Origin of the sequence: Scleromatobacter humisilvae (assembly GCF_023231945.1) — a bacterium.
Taxonomy (GTDB): Bacteria; Pseudomonadota; Gammaproteobacteria; order Burkholderiales; family Burkholderiaceae_C; genus Scleromatobacter; species Scleromatobacter humisilvae.
Genome location: NZ_JAJLJH010000003.1, coordinates 97,132 through 118,889 on the forward strand (window position 1 = coordinate 97,132; position 21,758 = coordinate 118,889).

Consider the following 21,758-nt stretch of genomic DNA (forward strand, 5'->3'; position numbering starts at 1 on the left):
CACACAAGGCGAGGGAAGTGCCAATGGGCCCATAACCTACCTCCCGCGGTTCTCGCTTGTTGGCGCACATCATGCACAGGTCACAGGGCGACCGCAAGGGGGCCGGCGGTCGCGGCGCCGAGGACGCTGACAGCGGCCACCCGCCGGCATGCCGGAAGCCGCGGCGTGCAATCGAGGAAGACCTGCCTGCCGATCGCGGGCGAACTCCCGAAGCCCGCCGGCGAGCCGCGAAGACCAAGAGGCGCCCGCATGGCGCGGGCGCCCAGGGTTGACGCCGGCAGGCTCACCGTTCACCGAACTCCAGCTGATGAGCAGATCGCGCCAGTGCCAGTTCCTGCCTGACCGCAGCGCGCGTCGTTGCGATCGAAGCGCGGGGGGCAACGACGCTGCTCAATTGCGCATCGGACAGTTCACCGACCCTGTCGAATTGCCCGGAGGCCTGGGCATTGCGCAGTTCCGCGACGACGGCTTCCCGGGCCCGCTCGCTGCGGGCCTCGCAGTGCATCACGTCCAGGACGTTCGTGCTGCATCGGTCCCGGCTTGCGCCGTCGGTTACGGACAGCGCCGCGCCTGGCGCCGAGATGTCGGGCGACAGCCGTACGGCGCCCGTATCCGCCGCCGAAACGACCGGTTCGCCAACCGGGCAAACCTGCGCCTGGATGTTGCGGGCCCAGGCATCGACTTCCCGGATGTCGAGCAGATGGACCCCACGTTCGTTGAACACGAACTCGCGCAGCGAGGCCGGACCGGCCAGGAAATGCCCATAGAGGCGCTGCTGGAAGGACGACAGCGCGTGCCCGCAGGCGTCGGACGTCGGCGCCGCTTGCGCCATGGCTGCATAGGACAGGATCGAAAATGCGACGACGGCGAAGTAGCGCAGAAGCGGTCTGATGGAAAAAGACTGACTCATGATGATCTCCGTGGAGGTGAGGGGCATCGCGCCAGGCGAAGCCCTCGGGCTGGCTATCGATTCACGACAGCAGCAGCACCAGGAAAGACACGTTGGCGGCGCACAGCACCAGGCCCAACAAGGATGAAACGAAGTCTTCGGTCTGCAATTTCATGGGTGCCCTCGCTTTTGGTTTCGCCGCACGAACTGCTCGTGGGGCCAGGACAGTCTCTTTCCGCCACGCGACGCAAACCAGCGCACTGCGCACCACGCAGACGGTGAATCTTCACGCTCGGCGGCGAACGTTCGCAGTCGTGGCATCGCAGCGCCTTGCTCATGACCCGCGGCTGCAACATGCCGTGAGAAGGCCTGGGACGGGCTGGAACCAGGTCGAACAGCGCACCAACCGGGTGCTGGTGAATTTGTCACCGCGTCAGGCGCAAAGATGTCACTGTCCGGCACGCGGGCGACCGCCTAGTCTCTGCACTGCCAGGACGCCTTTGTCCGGGCGAGCCTGAGGAGAAATCCATGTCAATGGCGATCGATCAAAGACTCGAGGCCGGCGCGCTCGCCGCCGCGTCCCCCGCCGACCCTGCCATGGCGTCGACCGCAAGGACCGGACATTGGTTGGCCGGTCTGTTGGACCAGATCGACTACGGCCTCGTCGTGCTGGACGAAACGGCCGATGCGTTGCACGTCAACCGCGCCGCGCGAGATTGGCTGTCGTCGGCAGCCGCACCGTTGCGGATCCACGGCGGCCGCATCGAAGCCGTGTCCGTCCGGGAAGCCGGCGTGTTCCGCCGTGCTCTGGCTGGCGCGGTCGTGCGCGGATGGCGGGCCTTGCTCGCCTTCGACGAGGGCGGCGAGGGCGTCGTGGCCACCGTCGGACCCCTGCCGGGGCCCCGTGCGGCGATCCCCGGCCTGGCGCTGCTGGTGATCGGCCGGCGTCATGCCTGTGACGCCCTGACGGCACAGATGTTCGCGAGCCGCCACGGATTGACCCCAACCGAAGCCCAGGTGCTCGATCTGTTGTGCACCGGCCTGACCCCCCGCGAGATCGCGCGCCGCCAAGGCATCGCGGTGTCGACGGTGCGCTCGCACGTCGGCAACATCCGGTCGAAGACGCGCGCGAAGTCGATCGGCAGGCTGGTGCGCGAGGTCGCGCTGCTTCCTCCATCGGGACATGCGCTGGGCGCGAGTTCGGGGCTGGCGGTCAGCTGAGGACACCATGCCGACGGCCAACATCTCCTGGGCTTGCCGCGCTACCATTCGCCCTGCACCCACTTGCGGAGGCACCGAAGCGATGACACAAGCAGTCCAAGGAGCGGTTTCCGTCCTTAGGCGCAGCATCGAGGCGCCGCCGCTGCCTGCCATGACCCCGCTCCTGGGCGAGCTGGCAGCGTGCGGCCTGATGCGGCGCTATCGCAAGGGAACCGTCCTGATCGAGGAAGGCGACCAGGGCGATGCCCTCTACATCATCATGGCAGGCCGGCTGCGGGCGTTCTCGTCGGCTGCCAACGGCCGCGAGATCACCTTCGGGATCTACGGTCCGGGCGAATACCTTGGCGAGATGAGCCTGGATGGCGGCCCGCGCTGCGCCAGCGTCGAGACGATCGAGGCCTCGCTATGTTCGGTCGTGAGGCGCGAGACGCTGGATCGATTCATCGACGAGCATCCGGCGTTCGCCTTCGAGTTGCTGACCAAGGTGATACGGCGCGCTCGCGCGGCGACCCTGTCGGCCAAGAACCTGGCCCTCAACAGCGTCTACGGCAGCCTGAAGCAACTGCTGGAGTCGGCCTCGAGTCCCCGGGCGGACGGGACGGCGGTCGTCGGCGAACGACTGACGCACCGGGATCTCGCCAATCGCATCGGATGCTCGCGCGAGATGGTCAGCAGGGTCATGAAGGATCTCGAGACGGGCCAGTACGTGCGCCAGCAGGAAGGCCGACTGATCATTGCCCATCCGCTGCCTATTCGCTGGTAGGGGCGCGCGGTTCGCCTCCGCCAGTTCAGCCTGCCAGCAGCTTGTGCACCAGCTCCGCCGTCGTCGACGCCCCCACCTTGCGCATCAGCCGCGCCCGATAGACGTCCACGGTGCGCGGGCTGATGCCCAGGCGCTTGCCCACCATCTTGCTGGTCAGTCCCTCGATCAGCAGCGCCGCGATCTCGCGTTCGCGGGCGGTGAAATCGAGCTTGAGCGAGCGCTTGGACGACAGGTCCTCGAAGCTCCAGATGCCCGCGGCGTGCGGGTCGGCGGCGTCGAGGGCGTGGCCCCAGACGTGGCACCAGAACAGCTCGCCGTCGACGCGGCGCATCACGCGCTCGTCGGCGTAGCGGCCCTCGGTGTCCAGGCTCGCGAGGATGCGCTCGCCGGTGCGCTCGTACTCGCCCTGCGTCGGATAGAGCACGCGGAACGACTGGCCGATCAGCTGCTCGCGCTCGGCGCGGAACATCGCGAGCACGGCGCGGTTGCAGTCGATCATCAGGCGATGGCGCGACAGCACCAGGCCGATCGGCGCGAACTCGAACGCGGTGCGGTAGTCGAAGCCGGCGCGCAGGTCGGCCGCGCGCGCGAGCGCCTCGGCCGACGGGGAGGGCGTGGGCGTGTCGCGGCTCACAGCAGTGCGCTGGTGCTGGTCGCGTGCGCGGCGACCTGGCCGTCGGGCAAGCGCAGCGTCACCTCGCCGAACACGAGGCTGCGGCCGCTCTTGAGGATGCGCGCCTCGACCGTGACCTCGGCGACGTCCTTGCCCACCGGCCGCAGGAAACTCGTCTGCAGCTGCACGGTGGTCTGCGGGCGGAAGCCGCCGAGCCTGTGGCTGATCGCGAGCACGAGCGCGGTGTCGGCGGCGGCCATCAGCGTCTGGCCGCAGACGACCCCGCCCGCGTGCACGTGACGCGCGCGCACGGGCAGCGCGAGCGTGACGCCGTCGTCGCTCGTGGCGCGCACTTCGAGCTCGAGCTCGCGCACCCACTCGGCGAAGATGTCGGCGTACAGGGATTGCAGGGCGGCGATGTCCATGTAGTCAATTCTACGTAATGACTACGTAACGCCTTAAGTAGTACGCTTCGGGACATCGACACCGGAGCAGACTCCGGGCTTCCGCATCTCGATTTCCACCGGAGACAAGCGCGCATGAACAAGGTCTACCCGAGCGCCGCCGCGGCGCTGCAAGGCATCGTCAAGGACGGCCAGCTGCTCGCCGTCGGGGGCTTCGGCCTCTGCGGCATTCCCGAGGCGCTGATCGACGCGTTGCGCGATTCCGGCGCCAAGGACCTCACGGTCATCTCGAACAACGCGGGCGTCGACGGCTTCGGCCTCGGCAAGCTGCTGCAGACGCGCCAGATCAGCAAGATGATCTCGAGCTACGTCGGCGAGAACAAGGAGTTCGAGCGCCAGTACCTGGCCGGCGAACTCAAGCTCGACTTCACGCCGCAGGGCACGCTGGCCGAGAAGCTGCGCGCCGGCGGCGCGGGCATCCCGGCGTTCTTCACGAAGACCGGCGTGGGCACCATCGTGGCCGACGGCAAGGAGATCCGCGAGTTCAACGGCCAGAAGTACGTGATGGAGCTGGCGCTGAACCCCGAGGTCTCGCTGGTCAAGGCGTGGAAGGCCGACAAGTCCGGCAACCTGATGTTCCGCCGCACCGCGCGCAACTTCAACCCGAACGTGGCGCAGGCCGGCAGGATCACCGTCGTCGAAGTGGAGGAGATCGTCGAGACCGGCACCTTCGACCCCGACACCATCCACCTGCCCGGGATCTTCGTGCACCGCATCGTGCTGAACGCCCACCCCGAGAAGCGCATCGAACAACGCACGGTCACGAAGACCGCCGCCTGACCGAACACGGAGACAGACACAATGGCTTGGACGCGAGACGAGATGGCGGCACGTGCCGCCAGGGAACTGCAGGACGGCTTCTACGTGAACCTGGGCATCGGCCTGCCGACGCTGGTCGCCAACCACGTGCCTTCGGGCATGGAGGTGTGGCTGCAGAGCGAGAACGGCCTGCTGGGCATCGGCCCGTTCCCGACGGAAGACCAGGTCGACGCCGACATGATCAACGCCGGCAAGCAGACGGTGACGACGCTGCCCGGCTCCAGCATCTTCTCCAGCGCCGACAGCTTCGGCATGATCCGCGGCGGCAAGATCAATCTCGCCATCCTCGGCGCGATGCAGGTCAGCGAGTTCGGCGACCTCGCCAACTGGATGATCCCGGGCAAGATGGTCAAGGGCATGGGCGGCGCGATGGACCTCGTCGCCGGCGTCGGCCGCGTCGTGGTGCTGATGGAGCACGTCGCGACGAAGAAGGACGGCTCGACCGACCTCAAGATCATCCCGAAGTGCACGCTGCCGCTGACGGGCGTGGGCGTCGTCAACCGCGTCATCACCGACCTGTGCGTGCTGGACGTGACGGCCGAGGGGCTCAAGCTCGTCGAGCTGGCGCCCGGCGTGACGAAGGAACAGGTGCAGGAGCGCACGGGCGCGACGATCCACTGATCGAGACGCTGCTCGCCGCATGAGGACGGGGCCTGCGCGGCCCCGTCGTCATTTGCCGGCCGGCGCCGATGCCGCTTCCGGCGCCGGGGCGGTCGGCTTGAGGAGCACGGCGTAGTAGTCCGCCACGTTGTCTTCCGGCCCGTTGACCAGTCGATTCCGCACGCGGCCCCAGGGCCAGAACGTGCCTCCGCTTCCGCCGGCCTGCATGCCGGGGAACGACTGTCCGCCGAGTGTGACGATGCCCCACTCGCCGCCGTGTTGGTGTCGATAGACCTCGCCGATGTAGCTGCCGTAGGCCTTGGCGTAGGACATCACCACGTCCTCGGACGGCTTGGGCTGCGCGCGCGCGTAGGCGTCGTGCATCGACGACAGGATGCGTTCCACCCACTGGATGCTCTTCTCCGAGCCGTCCAACGCGACGGCGTGCTTGTCGCGGGCATCGTCGACCGCATCCTTGGCATATGCCTCGGCGATCTGTTCGATGCGCACGTCGTGTACGAACGCCGGAGGCGAGGCAAGCTTGTCGGCGGCGGCTGCCTCCGTCGAGACGCCGGTGGCCGCCAGGGCCAGCATGACCGCCAGCGCTTGCAGCGTGCGCGTCATCGCTTGATGGCCAGCGCCGCGTCGCGCACCAGCGGCGCGCCCTGGTAGATCAGGCCGGTGTAGATCTGCACGAGGTCCGCGCCCGCCGCGATCTTGGACTTTGCATCCGCGCCCGACATCACGCCGCCCACGCCGATGATCGGGAACTTCGGGCCGAGCTCGCCGCGCAGCTGGCGGATCACGTGGTTGCTGGATTCGAGCACCGGCTTGCCGGACAGCCCGCCGGCTTCTTCCGCGTGCTTCAGGCCCTTGACCGCGTCGCGCGAGATTGTCGTGTTGGTGGCGATGACGCCGTCCATGCCGTGCCGGCCCAGCGTGGCGGCGATGACGTGGACCTGGCCCTCGTCGAGGTCGGGCGCGATCTTCAGGAACATCGGCACCTGGCGGCCGTGCTCCCTGGCGAGCGCGGCGCGGCGTTCGGTCAGCGCGCCCAGCAGCGCGTCGAGGGCCTCGTCGCTCTGCAGCGCGCGCAGGTTCTTGGTGTTGGGGCTGGAGATGTTGACGGTGACGTAGTCGGCGTGCGGATAGACGCCGGCCAGGCCGATCAGGTAGTCGTCGGTGGCGTTCTCGATCGGCGTCGCGGCGTTCTTGCCGATGTTCAGGCCGAGGATGCCGCCGGCCGCGCGGAAGGTGCGCGCGCGCTTGACGTTGTCGAGGAAGGCCGGCAGCCCGAGGTTGTTGAAGCCCAGGCGGTTGATCAGCGCGCCGGCCTCGGGCAGGCGGAACATGCGCGGCTTCGGGTTGCCCGGCTGCGCCTTCGGCGTGACCGTGCCGACCTCGATGAAGCCGAAGCCCATCGCGCCCAGGCCGTCGATGCAGCGGCCGTTCTTGTCGAGGCCCGCGGCCAGGCCGACGCGGTTCGGGAACTTCAGTCCGGCGAGGGTCACCGGATCGTCGACCCGCGCCTCGGACCACAGGCATTGCAGCGGCGTGTTCTGCAGCCGCGCGATCGCGTCCAGCGCGATCTCGTGGGCGTGCTCCGGGTCGAGGCCGAACAGGAAGGGGCGGGTGAGGGCGTACGGGACGAGCGACATGGAGGCTGAGGTGGCGCGAAACGGGGACGGTGCCGCATTGTCCCCGATGGCGCGCCGCGGCGCGCCATCAGCGCGGCGCGAACGCCAGCAGGATCAGCGTCAGCGCCGTGCACGCGTGCAGCGCGACATGCGCCGTGTTGGGCGCGAAGCCATTGCGCACCGGCAGGAACGCATGCGTGCGGCCGAACATCGTGCGGTAGCGCGCCGCGCGCGCCGGGTCGGGCCGCACGAGGTACGGCCACCACCAGCCGCGCAGTTCGCCGGCCAGCAGGATCGAGTACGCGATCCACAGCGCGAGCGTCAGCCCGTGCGGCCGCGGCTCGCCCCAGTGCGCCAGGCACAGCGCGAGCAGCACGGTGAACGGCAGGCTCTGGATCAGCGTGACGGCGACGAGCCGCGCGGTGGAGTCCGCGCCGCGCACCGCGGCGACGTCGTTGAAGCGGCCGAGCGGGATCCAGTCGTGCGTCCACAGGAGCGCGACGAGGAGTGCCTGCGCGACGACGAGGGCGATGTCCACCATGGGCGGCTTTGTACCAGAGCGCCGCACCCAGACTTTCCGGCAACCGGCCGGCCGCGCCGGGGATAATCGCGCCATGACCCAAGACGAACTCAAGGCCCTCGTCGGCCAGGCCGCCATCGCCTACGTCCAACCCGGCAGCATCGTCGGCGTGGGCACCGGCTCCACCGTCAACCACTTCATCGACGCGCTCGGGCGCATGCCGGTGCGCGTGGCGGGCGCGGTGTCGAGCTCGGTGCAGAGCACGGCGCGGCTGAAGGCGCTGGGCATCCCGGTGCTGGAAGCCAACGACGTCACCCGCCTGGGCGTCTACGTCGACGGCGCCGACGAGATCGACGCGCACGGCTGCATGATCAAGGGCGGCGGCGCGGCGCTGACGCGCGAGAAGATCTGCGCCGACCTGGCCGACAAGTTCGTCTGCATCGCCGACGAATCGAAGCGCGTCGACGTGCTGGGGCGCTTCCCCCTGCCGGTCGAGGTCATCGCCATCGCCGTCGCGCAGATCATGCGCCGCTTCGCCGCGATGGGCGGCCAGCCGAGCGTGCGTGCCAACGTGCTCACCGACAACGGCCACCCCATCATCGACGTGCGCGGCCTGTCCATCACCGACCCCGAGGCGCTCGAGCGCGAGATCAACCAGTGGCCGGGCGTGGTCAGCGTGGGGATCTTCGCGCGCCATCGCGCGGACGTGTGCCTGCTGGGGACATCGTCGGGCGTGCAGACGCTGACTTACGACCGCGACTGAGGCCCTTCCGGAGCGCACGCCGTTGCGGGCCGACAGCACCTGGTGGCGCGAGGCGCGCGGCCGTCTCGCGCGCTGGGGCGCGCGGGAAGTCGCCGCGGTGCTGGGATTCTGGGCGCTCTTGTCGGCGGTGGGCATGTTCCACGGCTGGGGCGCGTGGTCGCTGCTGAGCCTGCCGCTGTTCGCCGGCGTGGTCGCCGCACTCGCCTGGCTGACGCTGGCGCTGCTGCGGCCGGTGCCGCGCTTCGTGCCCGGCCGGCCACACAAGATCCGCTATTCCTCGACGCAACGGCGCGTGACGACCCAGGCGACGCTGTCGCTGGCCGACGGCGCGGCGACAGCGGCCTGGTACGTCTTCGAGGAGGACGGCGACGACGAGCGCGTGCTCCAGCGCGGCGAGGCGCCGCTGGACGTCGCGGCCTTCCGGGCGATCTGGCGCCGCGCGCGCGCGACGCGGGCGCTCAAGCCGTTCGCGATCCGGAACCGCTCCGGCGGGCGGTCGTCGGGACGCGATGTCGTGCTGTCGTTCCACGTCGAGGACGATGGCGGCAACGCCTTCGCGACCTTCGTGATGCCGCGTCAGGACGTGCCGGGTGGCGTCGCGGACCTGCTCGCGCGGATCCGCGCGACGATGCCGGCCGACTGAGCGTTGCCGCGCGGCGCGATCGTGGCGCCGGCCGCCAGTAGCGCGCCGCCCAATCCGAGCAGCGCGCCCACGAGCCCCGTCGCGGCCACCAGCGCGCCGAGCGCGGTCGGCAGGGTCGCGGCGCCCAGCCCTAGCACCGCCTGGCGCAGGCCCAGCACCTCGGCGCGTCGTCCCGGCGGCGTGCGTTGCTCGATCAACGCGAGCACCGACGGCAGCGCGCAGCCCAGCCCGCCGCCGAACAGGGCTTCGAAGACGTAGGGCCCGAGCGCGCCGCTGGCCAGCGGCAGCAGCGCGAGCGCCCCGCCGCTGATCGCCAGCGCACGCGCGATCACGCGCCAGTCGCCCCCGCGCGCGCGCAACGAGTCCGGCAGCGCGCGCACGAGCATCACCGCGGCGCCGAAGCAGCCGAGCAGGTTGCCGACGGTGTCGGCCGGCCAGCCGTGGCGTTGGCCGACCAGCGGCGCGACGAAGCCGTTGGCGTTCCAGGCGAAGGCCATCAGCAGGTCGGCCAGCATCAGGCGCCGCAGGCCGCCGAGTCCGGCGAATGTGGCGCGCGAGAACAGCGCTGCCCGCGCGCCGGGCGCGGCCGTCCGCGTCGCGATCAGTCGGCGCGAGTTCGCCATGCCGCCGCACCAGGCGGCGAACGACACCAGTGCCAGCGCGCCGAATGCCGCCTGTACGCCGGTGCGCGCGATGCATTGCCCGGCCAGGAACGGCCCGAAGCCGCCCGAGGCCGCGGTGCCGATCGCGAAGCCGGCGAAGCCGGACTGGCGCGTGCGCTCGTCGCGGTCGCGCGCGAGCTCGCCCTGCAGCGCGATCAGCGAGGCGGTGTAGCCGAGGCCGACGAGCGCGGCTGCCAGCGTCAGCACGGCGACTTGCGGGCGCCACGCCGCGGCGGCCAGCCCGATCGTCGTCGTCGCCATGCCCGCGAGCGCCGGCACGCGCGCGCCGACGCGGTCGACCCAGCGGCCCAGCGGCAGCGCTGCCAGCGTGGAGGCCAGCGCGAAGGGCGCCAGCATCAGCGCGAGTCCGACCGACGGCACGCCCAGCCGCAGCGCCTGCAGCGCGAGCGCGACCCGGCTGCCGGACAGGGCGACGTGATTGAGCACGCACAGCGCGACGAGGGCGTGGACGTGCGGCGGTAGCGGGCGGGTGGCGTCGGTGTTCATGGCAGGCTATGCTGCCGTCGGCCGTGGCATCGGGGAAGTCGAGATTCCTGGCCAAAGCTATCAGGAAAGATGATGAGAGAACTGAACCTCGACCAACTGCGCACGCTCGTCGCGATCGCCGACCTCGGCACCTTCTCCGCGGCTGGTCGCGCGCTGCATCTCGCGCAGCCGACGGTCAGCCTGCACATCAGCGAGCTGGAGGGCCGGCTCGGCACGCCGCTGCTGCTGCGCGGCCCGCGCCGCGTGACGCCCACGGCCGCCGGGGCCGACCTCGTGGCCCGCGCGCGCCGACTGCTGCGCGAGGCCGACGACGCGGTCGCGGCCGTCCAGCGCCACCGCGACGGCCAGGAGGGCCGCGTGCGCCTCGCGTGCTCGGCTGGCGCCACCACCTACCTGCTGCCCAAGCTCGTCGAGGCGTTCGAGGCGGCGCATCCGAACATCGACGTGCAGCTGACGCTCGGCACGTCGGCGGCGCTGATGGCCAGGCTCTTCACCGACGACGCCGACCTCGCGCTCGTCGCGCTGCCGCAGACGGGCTATCCGACGCTGGCGCTGACGCCGATGCGGCGCACGCCGATCATGGCGATCCTGCCGGCCGCGTGCAAGGCGCCGGCCGCCGTGACGCCGGCGTGGCTCGCGAAGCAGCCGCTGATCCTCGACGAGCCGGCCACGCACGTCGCACAGGCCGTGCATGCCTGGCTTGCCAACGCGGGGCTGCGCGCCAGGCTGCGCGTCGAGGTCACGATCAACGAGATCACGCGCCAGCTGGTGGCCGCGGGCTACGGCGTGTCGGTGCTGCCCTTCGAACACCCGGACGAGACGCTGGGCGGCCGGCTGCAGGTGCGTCCGCTGCGGCCCGCGCTGGTGCGCCGGCTCGGCGTCGCGCATCGGCCGCTGGAGCAACTGGCAGCGCCGACACGCCGCGTGCTGGACACGCTGATGACGTTCCGCGAAGCGAGGTGATCAGCCCGGCCGGCGTGACGCGCGCACCCGGCGCGTGCAGAAGCGCGCGGGGTCGAGCGCGTCGACGAGGTCGGCCGGCAGCGGATAGGGCGCGTCGGCGATCCAGCTCGCGATGAGGCGGCCGGCCAGCGGCGCCCACGTGAGGCCGCGCGAGCCGAGGCCCGAGACGACGAACAGGCCCGGCACGCGCGGCCAGTGGCGCGGCTGGTCGGTCAGGGCGGCGTCGCCGTCCGGCGGCTGCAGCGGCACCGCGCCCACCAGCGGCAGGCGGTCGGCGGCGGTCGCGCGCCAGCCGACGCGCCCGTGCAGGCGGCCGCGCGCCACCAGGGTCGCGGCGAGGTGCTCGTCGTCGTCGGCCGGCGCCACCCATTCGGGCAGCGGCGCCTTCAGCCGCGAGCCGGTGACGGCCGCGAGCTGGCGCAGGTTGTGCGCGTGGTCGGCGAGGCGCACGTCGGTGTCGGGGTCGTCGGCGGTGGTCGTGGCGCCGCACATCACGGCGCCGTCCTTCAACGTCAACGCGTAGCCCGCGCCGGCGATGGGCCACGCCGGCGGACGCAGGCCCGGCGTGTCGGCGGCGACGATGCTGACCTGGCCGCGCGTCATCGCGAGCGGGGCGATCCAGCTCGCATCGGCAGCGAGCGCGCGGCCCTGCGCGTCGGTCGCGCGCGACCACAGTGCCGTCGCGTCGCCGGCGTTGGCGAGGACGACGGCGTCCGCGGTCGCGAGCGGCGCGCCGGAGGCGTCGAACAGGTGCCAGCCGTCTTCGCGGCGCTCGAGGCGCGCCACGCTGGCGTTGCCGCGCCACGCGATGCCGTCGCCGCGCAGCCACCAGCGCGCGAGTTCGGCGGGCGCGATCCAGCCGCCGCCCGGATAGAACCACGCCGCGCAGGCCGGCCCGCCGGCGGCCTCGACCTGGTCGGCCGACCAGGCCTGCAGGTAGTCGGCGGGCAGTCCGCTGCGGGCGAGCTCGCCGAGCAACGGCGCAGGGTCGGCATGCTCGGGCACCAGCCGCACGAGGCCCGCGCACTGGCCCTCGACGCCGGCCACGATCGCGCGCGCATGCGCGTCACGCGCGGCAAGCGCGGCCGCGCGGTGCGCGCGCGCGTGCATGCCGTCCTCGGGATGCAGGACGCCATGGAACAGGCCCGCGACATTGCCCGAGGCGGCGCTCGCGGGCTGCGCCTGGCGGTCGAACACCGTGCAGCGCAGGCCCTCGCGCGCGAGCGCCCGCGCGCACGCCGCGCCCGCGAGGCCGCCGCCGACGATGGCCACCGTCCTCGTGCGCGGATCGCCGGTGCGCGCGACGGGCTTGCGCAGCGGCGCGCGCGGTTCGAACGTCGCGAGCGTGACGTGGCGCTTGCCGCCGATGCCGTCTGCCGCGCGCCACGCGAAGCCGGCCTGCTGCAGGCCGTCGCGCACGGCGCGCGCGGCGCTCCACGTGGCCGCCGTCGCGCCCGGCGCGGCCAGGCGCGACAAGGCCTTGAAGATGCCGGGCGACCACATCTGCGGATTGCGGTCGGGCGCGAAGCCGTCGAGGTAGAACGCGTCGACGCTCGCGACGATCTCGCGCAGCCGCTCGCTCGCGTCGCCCAGCGCCAGCAGCAGCTCGACGCGGCCCTCGTCGAACGACAGCAGGTGCAGGTCGGGCGTCAGCGGCGGCCAGGCCTCGCACAGCTGCGCGGCGAGCGCGGGCTCGCTCGAACCGGCGAGCGCGCGGCGCAGGTCGTCGAATCGCAGCGGGTGCTTCTCGATCGACACGAAGCGCAGGCGCGCGCTGCGCTGCGGATCGGCGCGCCACGCGGCCCAGGTCGCGAGGAAGTTGTTGCCCAGGCCGAAGCCGGTCTCCAGGATCGTGAAGGCGTCGCACCCCTGCCAGCGCGCGGGCAGCCCGTTGCCGCCCAGGAACACGTGCGCCGCCTGCTCGAATGCGCCGTACGCCGCGTGATAGCGGTCGTCGAAGCGCGGCGAGCGCGGCGACAGCGGATCGCTGAAGTCGATCTCGGCGGGGACGATGGGCGCGTGCTTCATGGCGGGTGCGATTGTCGCGGACACGGGCGCGAGGGCTCCGGCATCTCCTCGCTTCGCGCTGACTCGTCGATCGCAGTCGTGAGGAGCTGGGGTCAGGGGAGGCGGGAGCTGGGGTCACGCGAGCTGGCTGGGGTCAAGCTGGCTGCGAGCTAGCTGGGGTCAGAGCTGGCTGGGGTCAGGTCTTGCCTTTTGCCTCCGCTGTGGGGTCAGGTCTTGCCTTTTGCCCGTGGCTGCAAGCTGGCTGGGGTCAGGTCTTGCCTTTTGCCTCCGCTGTGGGGTCAGGTCTTGCCTTTTGCCCGTGGCTGCACGGGGTAGTTGGCCGCTCCTGCACAGAAAAGTCGAGGCTCGATTTGCCGTCTCGAAATTGCGTGCAAGGTCGCTTTCCATAGGTGGACGAGAGGCAAAAGGCAAGACCTGACCCCAGCCGGAAGGCAAAAGGCAAGACCTGACCCCAACGAGGGCGTGACCCCAACGAGGGCCGGAAGGCAAAAGGCAAGACCTGACCCCAACGAGGGCCCGACCCCAACGAGAAGTGCAAAGAAAAAGCGCCTGCGGCATCTGCCGGCAGGCGCTCTTCGCGCGAAGCCTCGGAGGGCTCAGACGCGCTTGCGGTACTCGTGCGTGCGCGTGTCGATTTCGATCTTGTCGCCCGATTCGACGAACATCGGCACCGAGATCTCGAAGCCCGTGGCGATCTTGCCCGGCTTCATGACCTTGCCCGAGGTGTCGCCCTTGACGGCCGGCTCGGTGGTGATCTCGCGCACGACGCTGGTGGGCATTTCGACCGAGATGGCCTTGCCGTCGTAGAACACGACTTCGCAGGTCATGTTGTCTTCGAGGTAGTTGATGGCGTCGCCCATGTTCTCGGCTTCGACCTCGAACTGGTTGTACTCGGCGTCCATGAACACGTACATCGGGTCGGCGAAGTACGTGTAGGTGCATTCCTTCTTGTCGAGGATGATCTGGTCCATCTTGTCGTCGGCCTTGAAGACGACTTCGGCACCGGAACCGTTGAGCAGGTTCTTCATCTTCATGCGCACGGTGGCGGCGTTGCGGCCACCGCGGCTGTATTCGGTCTTCAGCACGACCATCGGGTCCTTGCCCTGCATGATGACGTTGCCGGCGCGGATTTCCTGAGCGATTTTCATGGGTCGATTTCCAGAGCTGCGTTACTGTTGGTCGAGGACGGAACAGCCGGACGGCCAAGAGGACCGGTCATCGGCGTTCGCTCGCGCAGCCGGACATCCTGCCGCTGACGTAACGCAAAGCCCTGTATTTTAGCGCTTTTCGCGGACAAAGGCGAGCAGGCGCGTGACGAGGTCGGCGGAGCCCGTCAATCGGTCACGCCACGCGCGGGCGGCCGCGCCGGTGGCGGCCAGGGCCTGCGGCGTCCAGGCCGGCAGCGCGGCGGCGGGGTCGTCGAGCGCGTTCCAGGCGGCGGTCCAGTCGCGGATCGTCTCCGCGGCGTCCGGCGCCGCCGTGGCCAGCGACAGGGCCAGGAAGGCGCCGATCTTCGGGCCGTGCGCGCCGTCGTCCTGCGGATAGGCCTGCCAGACGAAGGGCCTGCCGGCCCATTGGGCGCGCACCCAGGAATCCTCGCCGCGCACGAAGTTGAGGTCGGCTGCCCACAGCAGGCGGTCGAAGCCGGACTGCGTCAGCCAGGGCAGCGGGTGCTGGCGCAAGGCCGCCGGCTCGCCCAGCGTCGCCAGCGCGGCGCGCACGGCGCCGGTGGCCGCGCCGGGCGCGGTGGCCAGCAGCGTGGGCCGGCCGTCGGCGGCCAGCGACGCGGCGAGCCGATCGACCGGCGCGCCGGGATAGCAGAACACGCTGACCAGGCGCTCGCCGTCGCGCAGCCCGAGGCCTTGCGCGGCGAGCCACGCGTCGCGGTCGAACACGGCCTGCTCGGCGGACAGCGCCGGCTCGCGCAGCAGGCCGCCGGTGACCGCCGTGAAGCCGGGATAGAAGAACCACTTCGCCAGGCCGCGCGCCGGGCCGCTCATCTGCGGCGACGCGAGCGCGTGGCTGCGCTCGACGTAGGGCTCGGCGCTGAGGTACTCGAGGTTGATCCACACGGGCGGACGATCGGCGGCGGCCATCGCGGCGAGGAAGGCCGGCGCGGGGTCGCAGCCGAAGGCCTCGACGACGACGTCGCCGGGCGGCGGAAAGCTCGTCGCCGCGAGCCAGGCCGCCACCTCGACGCCGTCGTGGCCGTCGGGCGCCATCCAGCGCAGCGCGGTCGTGTCGTCGATCCACAGCCGCACGCGCTGGCCGCGCTCGGCCAGGTTGCAGGCCAGGCGCCAGCAGACGCCGATGTCGCCGAAGTTGTCGATGACGCGGCAGAAGACGTCCCACAGCAGCGCGGGCGTGGCGATGGATGAAGCGGGCATCGCGGCGATCATACGCAGGCATGTTTCCCGTTTCTTGCGGTGACGACATGCCCCGGCGCGGCGCGGCACAATGACGGGCTCATGCCCCGTTCTCCATCCTCGAAGCCGTCGCCGGGCGACGCCAAGATTCCCGCCGCCGTCGCCAAGAAGGGCGGCCCGACGGCGTTCCCCGTCTCGTCGGCCCAGCTCGGAAGCGCCGAGGACGTCGAGGCCTGGATCGAGAGCTCGGCCGCCGAGGACACGCGCGCCAGCCGGGCCGAGGAGGCCGACCGCGCGGCCGTCGAGGCAGCGCGTGTCGCGCGCGACAAGCTGCTCGCCGAGGTCAACGCGCTGCCGGCGATGCCTGGCGTCTATCGCTACTTCGACGTCGCCTCCACCGTGCTCTACGTCGGCAAGGCGCGCAACCTGAAGCGCCGTGTCGCGAGCTACTTCCAGAAGGATCACGGCGGCACGCGCATCGGCCACATGATCGGGCGCATCGCGCGGCTCGAGACCACGGTCGTGCGCACCGAGGCCGAGGCGCTGCTGCTCGAGAACAACCTGATCAAGACGTTGAACCCGAAGTTCAACATCCTGTTCCGCGACGACAAGAGCTACCCGTACCTGCGGCTCGTCTCGCACCCGTTCCCGCGCGTGGCCTACTACCGCGGCGCCGTCGACCGCAAGCACAAGTACTTCGGGCCGTATCCGGGCGCGTGGGCCGTCAAGGAGACGATCCAGCTGATCCAGAAGGTGTTCAAGCTGCGCACCTGCGAGGACACCGTCTTCGCCAACCGCTCGCGGCCCTGCCTGCTGTACCAGATCCAGCGCTGCTCGGGCCCGTGCGTCGGGCTCGTCTCCGCACCCGACTACGCACGCGACGTCAGCGACGCCGAGCGCTTCCTGCTGGGCGACCACGAGACCGTCATGACGGAGCTGCAGACGTCGATGATGAAGCACGCCGACGCGCTCGAGTTCGAGCGCGCGGCCGAATACCGCAACCGCATCTCGGCGCTGTCGCGCGTGCTGCACCAGCAGGCGATGGACGAGTCGAGCCTGTCGGCGCGCGACAAGGACGTCGACATCCTCGCCGTCAAGCTGCAGGGCGGACGCGCCTGCGTCAACCTCGCGATGGTGCGCGGCGGCCGCCACCTGGGCGACCGCGCGTACTTCCCGACCCACGTCGAGGACGCCACGGCCATAGTCGGCGGGCTGGAGGTCGACGACGACGCGGTCGCCGAGCCCGTCGAGCCCGCGGTGCAGGTGCTCGAGGCCTTCATCGCGCAGCACTACATCGGCAGCGCGCCGCCGCCGCAGTGGGTGACGAGTCATGCCGTGTCCAGGTCGCTGGTCGAGGCCTTGTCGCAGCAGACGGGCATGAAGATCGCCGTGCAGTCCAACCCGCGCGAGCAGCGCCGCATCTGGCTCGAGATGTGCGAGAAGGGCGCCGACCTCGCGCTCGGCCGCCTGCTGGCCGAGGAAGGCTCGCAGCGCGAGCGCACCCGCGCACTGGCCGACGCGATCGACCTGGTGCCAGACGATCTCGACACGCTGCGCATCGAATGCTTCGACATCTCGCACACCGCGGGCGAGGCGACGCAGGCGTCCTGCGTGGTCTACGAAGGCCACAAGATGCAGAGCGCGCAGTACCGGCGCTTCAACATCACCGGCATCATCGGCGGCGACGACTACGCCGCGATGCGCCAGGTGCTGACGCGGCGCTACTCGCGCTTCGGCGTGGCGCCGGTGGTCGCGCAGGAGGTCTCGCAGGACGTGGCGGCCGATGCGCAGTCCGACCCGCTGACCGGCGCGCCGCTCGCTGCCGAAAGCACGGGCAGCGAGGAGCCGCTGGTCGACGCCGCGCTGGACGAACCGGCCGTTGCAGCGGACAGCGAACCGGAGGCGCCGGCGGCGAAGCGGTCGTCGAGCGCGCGCCTGCCCGACCTGGTGCTGGTGGACGGCGGGCGCGGCCAGGTGTCGATGGCGCGCGAGGTCTTCCGGTCGCTCGGGCTGGACATCTCGCGCATCGTGGGCGTCGAGAAGGGCGAGGGCCGCAAGGTCGGCCTGGAGGAACTCGTGTTCGCCGACGGCCGCGAGAAGCTGACGCTGCCGGCCGACTCCGCCGCGCTGATGCTGGTGGCGCAGATCCGCGACGAGGCGCACCGCTTCGCGATCACGGGCATGCGCGCGAAGCGGGCCAGCGTGCGCACCGGCAGCGGCAGCAGCAAGCTCGAGGAGATCCCGGGCATCGGTGCAAAGAAACGCGCGAAGTTGTTACAGCGTTTTGGCGGTGTCCGCGGCGTGGGGGCCGCGAGCGTTGAGGAATTGATGGCCGTCGACGGCATTTCGCGAACCCTGGCCGAGGAGATCTACCGTGCCCTGCATTGAAAACGACACGGCGTCGCGCGCGCCCGGACGCCTGCGCCGCGCGGCGGCCTGGCTGGGCCTGTGCGCCGTCTCGGCCTGCCAGTCGCCCGCGCCGCAGCCCGTGCGCGCGCCGGCCCCCGCGCCCGCGCCGCGCGTGACGCCCGCCCCCGCGCCCGCACCGGCGCCGTACATGCGGCCCGCGCAGTCGGTCAAGGAGTACCAGCTGCAGATCGCCGCGCGCCTGCTCGCGGCCAACCCGAAGATCACCTACACCTCGCGCGCGCCCGACATCCTGCTGGCGATCCCCGTCCTCGAGCTCGAGGTCAACGCCGACGGCAGCATCCGCCACATCGGCGTCATCCGCACGCCGACCCAGGCCACCGACACGATCCAGATCGCGACCGATGCGCTCAGGCGCGCCGCGCCGTTCGGGGACGCGTCGCGCGTGCCCGGGCCGTGGAAGTTCACCGAGGTGTTCCTGTTCAACGACGACCGCCATTTCAAGCCGCGGGTGCTTGACTGAGTCCGGCCGATGCGGACACCCACATCCTGGCGTCACGCATTGCAAGGCAGAATGGCTCGATGTTCTTCACGATCCCCACTCTGCTGACCTGGGCGCGCATCGTCGCGATCCCGTTGATCGTCGGCGTGTTCTACCTGCCGATCACGGATCCGATGCGCAACCTGATCGCGACGGTGCTGTTCGTGGTGACCGCGTTGACCGACTGGCTCGATGGCTATCTCGCGCGCAAGCTCGACCAGACCTCGGCCTTCGGCGCCTTCCTCGATCCGGTGGCCGACAAGTTCCTCGTCTGCGCGTCGCTGCTGGTGCTGGTGCACCTGGATCGCTGCAACGCGCTGCTCGCGCTGGTGATCATCGGCCGCGAGATCGCGATCTCGTCGCTGCGCGAATGGATGGCCCAGATCGGCGCGTCCAAGAGCGTGGCCGTGCACATGCTCGGCAAGTGGAAGACCACGATGCAGATGGTCGCGATCCCGTTCCTGCTGTACGACGGCGTCGGCGAGCATCGCCTGTTCGGCCTGATCGACACCCACCTGTGGGGCACGGGCCTGCTCGTCATTGCGGCCGTGCTGACCATCTGGTCGATGGTCTATTACCTGCAGAAGGCCATCCCCGAAATCCGTGCAAAGGCGAAGTGACTGCCCCCTCGCTCCTCCCGTCGCTGCCCCCCGAGGGGGAGCTCGGTTTGGCTCGGCTGCGAGCCTCGCTTCCCGACTCTCCGTAATCAGGGTTTGCGCTGACGGTGCCGCGGTTCTGCAAGCAAGCCTGTGTAACGAAAGCCAATACAATCCGCCTCTCCCTTGACACTGTCAGGGCACAAGGTCTGTAATCATCCATGGCCGTCGAGGCCAACGTTTTTTTCGGCGTGCGCCGGCTTTCCGGCGGCTCGCCGCGGTCGGTCAGGGCCGCTTCCATCAAACAATCGCCAGCGTATTTCCGAGAGGGGGTTCCTTCGTGAACAAGTCTGAATTGATCGAACACATCGCCCGCCAGGCCGACATCTCCAAGGCCGCGGCAACCCGCGCGCTGGAGGCGGTCATCGGCGGCGTGAAGACCACCTTGAAAAAGGGTGGCAGCGTGTCGATCGTCGGGTTCGGCACCTTTGCCGTGACCAAGCGCGCCGCGCGTGTCGGCCGCAATCCGCGCACCAACGAACCCATCAAGATCAAGTCGGCCAAGGTGCCGAAGTTCCGTCCGGGCAAGGGCCTGAAGGACGCGGTCAACTGAAGGCCGGCCGGCGCGGCGTCCGCATCCGGACAGTCGCGCCGCAAGGTTCCAGCGGGTGCTTAGCTCAGTTGGTAGAGCAGCGCCCTTACACGGCGTAGGTCGGCGGTTCGAGCCCGTCAGCACCCACCACATCCCGATCGTTTCCCCCAGTCCGGGCTAACCAGGCGAACTCCCGCAACCGAGTTCGCCTTTGTCGTTTTGGCCATGGCGGCCTGCCCGCCTCGCCCCAGTGTCCCAAGAGGCTTTCCATGTTTGATTTCGTCCGGTCGCACAACCGTGTCCTGCAGGTGATGCTGGGCATCGTGATCATCCCGGTGTTCGGTTTCGTCGGCCTCCAGAGCTACCTGCAGCCCAACGAGTCGGCCGTTCCCGTGGCCTCGGTGGACGGCCACGACATCTCGCACGCCGAGTGGGACACGCAGCGCCGCCAGGACGTCGACCTGATCCGCGCGCGCAATCCGCAGATCGACCTCAAGCAGCTCGACACGCCGGAGGCGCAGCGCCTGTCGCTCGACAAGCTGGTTCGCGACCGCGTGCTGCTGGCTGCCGTCAACCACGAGAACCTGGCGGTGAGCGAGGAGCGCATCGTCCACGAGTACCAGACCAACCCGGAGTTCGAACAGCTGCGCGCGATGCCCAAGGCGACGCGCGACGCCGTCCTGGCGCAGCAGGGCCTGAGCGGGAACGGGCTGCTCGAGAACATCGGCCGGACGCTGGCGCGCGAGCAGGCGCAGCAGGGCGTGGCGATCAGCGGCTTCCTGCCCGCGGCGTCGTTCAAGGCCGGCACCGACGCCTGGTTCGACCAGCGCGACATCCAGTGGCAGCGCTTCGACGTCAAGGAATACGCCGCGAAGATCCAGCCGACCGACGCCGAGGTCGAGGCGTACTACAAGGCTCACGCCGCCGACTTCGTCGCGCCCGAGCAGGCGAAGATCGACTACCTGGTGCTCGAGCCGGCCGCGCTGCAGGCGCAGGTCAAGGCCGACCCCACGCTGGTGCAGGGCTACTACGACGCCAACAAGAGCCGCTTCACGACGCCCGAGGAACGCAGCGCCAGCTACATCCTCGCCAAGGTCGCGCCCAACGCGTCGGCCGCCGACGTGGCCAAGGCCAAGGCGCTGGCCGACAGCGAGCTCGCCCTGGTTCGCAAGAACCCGGCCGCGTTCTCCGACACCGCCAGGAAGATCCCGCAGGACGGCGGCCCGCTCGAAGGCGGCGACCTCGACTTCATGCGCAAGGGCGCGCTCGGCGTGCCGGCGCTCGACGACGCGCTGTTCTCGATGAAGCCCGACCAGATCAGCGACGTCATCCGCATCGACGGCGGCTTCCAGATCGTCAAGCTCACCGGCGTGCGCGGCGGCGCGGTCAAGTCCTTCGACGAGGTCAAGCCGCAGATCGAGGACCAGCTGAAGACGCAGGAGGCGCAGAAGCTGTTCTCGGCCGACGCGGAGAAGTTCAAGGACACCGTCTACGAGCAGGCCGACAGCCTCGACGCGGCGGCCAAGGCCTTCCAGCTGACCAAGCAGACGGCCACCGTCACCCGCGTGCCCGCCGCCGGCGCGCCCGGCCCGCTCGCGTCGCCCAAGCTGCTCGCGGCCGTGTTCGCCACCGATGCGGTGAAGAACAAGCACAACACCGAGGCCGTCGAGACCGGCACGAACCAGCTCGCGGCCGCGCACGTCGTCGAGTACATGCCGCAGCACACGCGTCCGCTGGCCGAGGTGCGCGAGATGGTCGTCGCGGCCGTGCGCAACGCCCAGGCCGTCGCCGCCGCCCAGAAGGACGGCGAGGCCCGCGTGGCCGAGGCGAAGAAGGACCCCGCGCTGGCGCTGCCGCAGGCCGTCACCGTGAGCCGCCTCGACCGCACCGGCGCCGTGCCGCGCCCCATCGTCGACGCCGCGCTGAAGGCCGACCTGTCCAAGGGCCCGACGGCCGTCGGACTCGCGCTGCCGGACGGCAGCTACGCGGCCATCCGCGTGCTGAAGTCGACGCCGCACGTGCCCGACGCCAACGAGTCCGCGCAGTTCAAGACCGTGTTCACGCAGGCCTTCGAGCAGGCCGAAGGCGAGGCCGTGTACGACTCGCTGAAGGCGCGCTACAAGGTCAAGTACCACGACGACCGCATCGCGAAGTTCACGTCGCAAGCCGCTTCGGCCGCCAACTGAAAAAACACGCTATAATCT

Annotated in this window: 22 protein-coding genes and 1 tRNA gene; 13 read left to right on the plus strand and 10 right to left on the minus strand. The window is 70.3% G+C overall.

The window, feature by feature from the left end:
• Positions 1 to 283: 283 nt before the first annotated feature.
• A complete protein-coding gene (locus tag LPC04_RS13430; protein ID WP_275682754.1) occupies positions 284 to 937 on the minus strand; it encodes a hypothetical protein in 654 nt (217 codons plus the stop codon).
• A gap of 480 nt (positions 938 to 1,417) precedes the next feature.
• Between LPC04_RS13430 and LPC04_RS13435 the strand changes: the two genes are divergently transcribed.
• Both LPC04_RS13435 and LPC04_RS13440 read left to right on the plus strand, forming a co-directional pair.
• Entirely contained in the window at positions 1,418 to 2,110 is a 693-nt protein-coding gene (locus LPC04_RS13435; RefSeq protein WP_275682755.1) for a helix-turn-helix transcriptional regulator, read from the plus strand.
• Between the two features lie 7 nt (positions 2,111 to 2,117).
• Positions 2,118 to 2,873, plus strand: a complete 756-nt coding sequence (locus tag LPC04_RS13440) for a Crp/Fnr family transcriptional regulator (RefSeq protein ID WP_275682756.1) — start codon at positions 2,118 to 2,120, stop codon at positions 2,871 to 2,873.
• A gap of 25 nt (positions 2,874 to 2,898) precedes the next feature.
• On the opposite strand, the gene LPC04_RS13445 is transcribed toward LPC04_RS13440, so the two are convergent.
• A complete protein-coding gene (locus LPC04_RS13445; RefSeq protein ID WP_275683197.1) occupies positions 2,899 to 3,447 on the minus strand; it encodes a PAS and helix-turn-helix domain-containing protein in 549 nt (182 codons plus the stop codon).
• Positions 3,448 to 3,503: 56 nt separating this feature from the next.
• A complete protein-coding gene (locus tag LPC04_RS13450) occupies positions 3,504 to 3,911 on the minus strand; it encodes a PaaI family thioesterase (protein WP_275682757.1) in 408 nt (135 codons plus the stop codon).
• Positions 3,912 to 4,025: 114 nt separating this feature from the next.
• Here LPC04_RS13450 and LPC04_RS13455 point away from each other — a divergent pair, with 114 nt between their 5' ends.
• Positions 4,026 to 4,730, plus strand: a complete 705-nt coding sequence (locus tag LPC04_RS13455) for a CoA transferase subunit A (RefSeq protein ID WP_275682758.1) — start codon at positions 4,026 to 4,028, stop codon at positions 4,728 to 4,730.
• 21 nt (positions 4,731 to 4,751) lie between these two features.
• On the plus strand, positions 4,752 to 5,390 hold the full coding sequence (locus tag LPC04_RS13460; protein ID WP_275682759.1) for a CoA transferase subunit B: 639 nt from the start codon (positions 4,752 to 4,754) through the stop codon (positions 5,388 to 5,390).
• 48 nt (positions 5,391 to 5,438) lie between these two features.
• On the opposite strand, the gene LPC04_RS13465 is transcribed toward LPC04_RS13460, so the two are convergent.
• The 3 genes from LPC04_RS13465 to LPC04_RS13475 all read right to left on the minus strand — a co-directional run bounded on the left by LPC04_RS13465 (position 5,439) and on the right by LPC04_RS13475 (position 7,547).
• Complete coding sequence (locus LPC04_RS13465; RefSeq protein WP_275682760.1) at positions 5,439 to 5,993, minus strand: hypothetical protein; 555 nt, start codon at positions 5,991 to 5,993, stop codon at positions 5,439 to 5,441.
• The gene (locus LPC04_RS13470; RefSeq protein WP_275682761.1) at positions 5,990 to 7,027 is read right to left on the minus strand and encodes a quinone-dependent dihydroorotate dehydrogenase; all 1,038 of its coding nucleotides are present in this window, start codon (positions 7,025 to 7,027) and stop codon (positions 5,990 to 5,992) included. Before LPC04_RS13470 ends, LPC04_RS13465 begins: the two co-directional genes overlap by 4 nt.
• Positions 7,028 to 7,094: 67 nt before the next feature.
• Positions 7,095 to 7,547: a hypothetical protein gene (locus LPC04_RS13475; RefSeq protein ID WP_275682762.1), complete on the minus strand. Its 453-nt coding sequence runs from the start codon at positions 7,545 to 7,547 to the stop codon at positions 7,095 to 7,097.
• A 73-nt stretch (positions 7,548 to 7,620) separates the two neighbouring features.
• On the opposite strand from LPC04_RS13475, the gene rpiA reads away from it, so the two are divergent.
• Together rpiA and LPC04_RS13485 are read left to right on the plus strand one after the other, a co-directional pair.
• Positions 7,621 to 8,289: a ribose-5-phosphate isomerase RpiA gene (rpiA, locus tag LPC04_RS13480; RefSeq protein ID WP_275682763.1), complete on the plus strand. Its 669-nt coding sequence runs from the start codon at positions 7,621 to 7,623 to the stop codon at positions 8,287 to 8,289.
• Positions 8,290 to 8,311: 22 nt separating this feature from the next.
• Positions 8,312 to 8,932: a hypothetical protein gene (locus LPC04_RS13485; RefSeq protein ID WP_275682764.1), complete on the plus strand. Its 621-nt coding sequence runs from the start codon at positions 8,312 to 8,314 to the stop codon at positions 8,930 to 8,932.
• Here the strand turns inward: LPC04_RS13485 and LPC04_RS13490 are convergent.
• Positions 8,866 to 10,101 (minus strand): MFS transporter, encoded by a 1,236-nt coding sequence (locus tag LPC04_RS13490; protein WP_275682765.1) that lies wholly within the window; start codon positions 10,099 to 10,101, stop codon positions 8,866 to 8,868. The two genes, LPC04_RS13485 and LPC04_RS13490, sit on opposite strands and share 67 nt — an antisense overlap.
• Positions 10,102 to 10,173: 72 nt before the next feature.
• Between LPC04_RS13490 and LPC04_RS13495 the strand changes: the two genes are divergently transcribed.
• Complete coding sequence (locus LPC04_RS13495) at positions 10,174 to 11,064, plus strand: LysR family transcriptional regulator (protein ID WP_275682766.1); 891 nt, start codon at positions 10,174 to 10,176, stop codon at positions 11,062 to 11,064.
• Here the strand turns inward: LPC04_RS13495 and mnmC are convergent, their stop codons facing one another.
• From mnmC to earP, 3 genes are all read right to left on the minus strand, one after another.
• Entirely contained in the window at positions 11,065 to 13,092 is a 2,028-nt protein-coding gene (gene mnmC, locus LPC04_RS13500) for a bifunctional tRNA (5-methylaminomethyl-2-thiouridine)(34)-methyltransferase MnmC2/FAD-dependent 5-carboxymethylaminomethyl-2-thiouridine(34) oxidoreductase MnmC1 (RefSeq protein ID WP_275682767.1), read from the minus strand.
• Between the two features lie 596 nt (positions 13,093 to 13,688).
• The gene (gene efp / locus LPC04_RS13505) at positions 13,689 to 14,240 is read right to left on the minus strand and encodes an elongation factor P (RefSeq protein ID WP_275682768.1); all 552 of its coding nucleotides are present in this window, start codon (positions 14,238 to 14,240) and stop codon (positions 13,689 to 13,691) included.
• Between the two features lie 129 nt (positions 14,241 to 14,369).
• Positions 14,370 to 15,479, minus strand: a complete 1,110-nt coding sequence (earP, locus tag LPC04_RS13510; RefSeq protein ID WP_275682769.1) for an elongation factor P maturation arginine rhamnosyltransferase EarP — start codon at positions 15,477 to 15,479, stop codon at positions 14,370 to 14,372.
• Between the two features lie 339 nt (positions 15,480 to 15,818).
• On the opposite strand from earP, the gene uvrC reads away from it, so the two are divergent.
• The 6 genes from uvrC (at position 15,819) to LPC04_RS13540 (ending at position 21,740) form a co-directional block, all read left to right on the plus strand.
• Complete coding sequence (gene uvrC / locus LPC04_RS13515; protein ID WP_420854727.1) at positions 15,819 to 17,846, plus strand: excinuclease ABC subunit UvrC; 2,028 nt, start codon at positions 15,819 to 15,821, stop codon at positions 17,844 to 17,846.
• Positions 17,833 to 18,348: a hypothetical protein gene (locus LPC04_RS13520; RefSeq protein ID WP_275682771.1), complete on the plus strand. Its 516-nt coding sequence runs from the start codon at positions 17,833 to 17,835 to the stop codon at positions 18,346 to 18,348. The genes uvrC and LPC04_RS13520 overlap by 14 nt, the downstream gene beginning before the upstream one ends.
• A gap of 59 nt (positions 18,349 to 18,407) precedes the next feature.
• Positions 18,408 to 18,986: a CDP-diacylglycerol--glycerol-3-phosphate 3-phosphatidyltransferase gene (gene pgsA, locus LPC04_RS13525; protein WP_275682772.1), complete on the plus strand. Its 579-nt coding sequence runs from the start codon at positions 18,408 to 18,410 to the stop codon at positions 18,984 to 18,986.
• 316 nt (positions 18,987 to 19,302) lie between these two features.
• On the plus strand, positions 19,303 to 19,575 hold the full coding sequence (locus LPC04_RS13530; RefSeq protein ID WP_275682773.1) for an HU family DNA-binding protein: 273 nt from the start codon (positions 19,303 to 19,305) through the stop codon (positions 19,573 to 19,575).
• A 53-nt stretch (positions 19,576 to 19,628) separates the two neighbouring features.
• Positions 19,629 to 19,704, plus strand: a tRNA-Val gene (locus tag LPC04_RS13535).
• A gap of 119 nt (positions 19,705 to 19,823) precedes the next feature.
• Positions 19,824 to 21,740, plus strand: coding sequence for a SurA N-terminal domain-containing protein (locus LPC04_RS13540; protein ID WP_275682774.1), 1,917 nt, complete (start codon positions 19,824 to 19,826; stop codon positions 21,738 to 21,740).
• Positions 21,741 to 21,758: the final 18 nt, after the last annotated feature.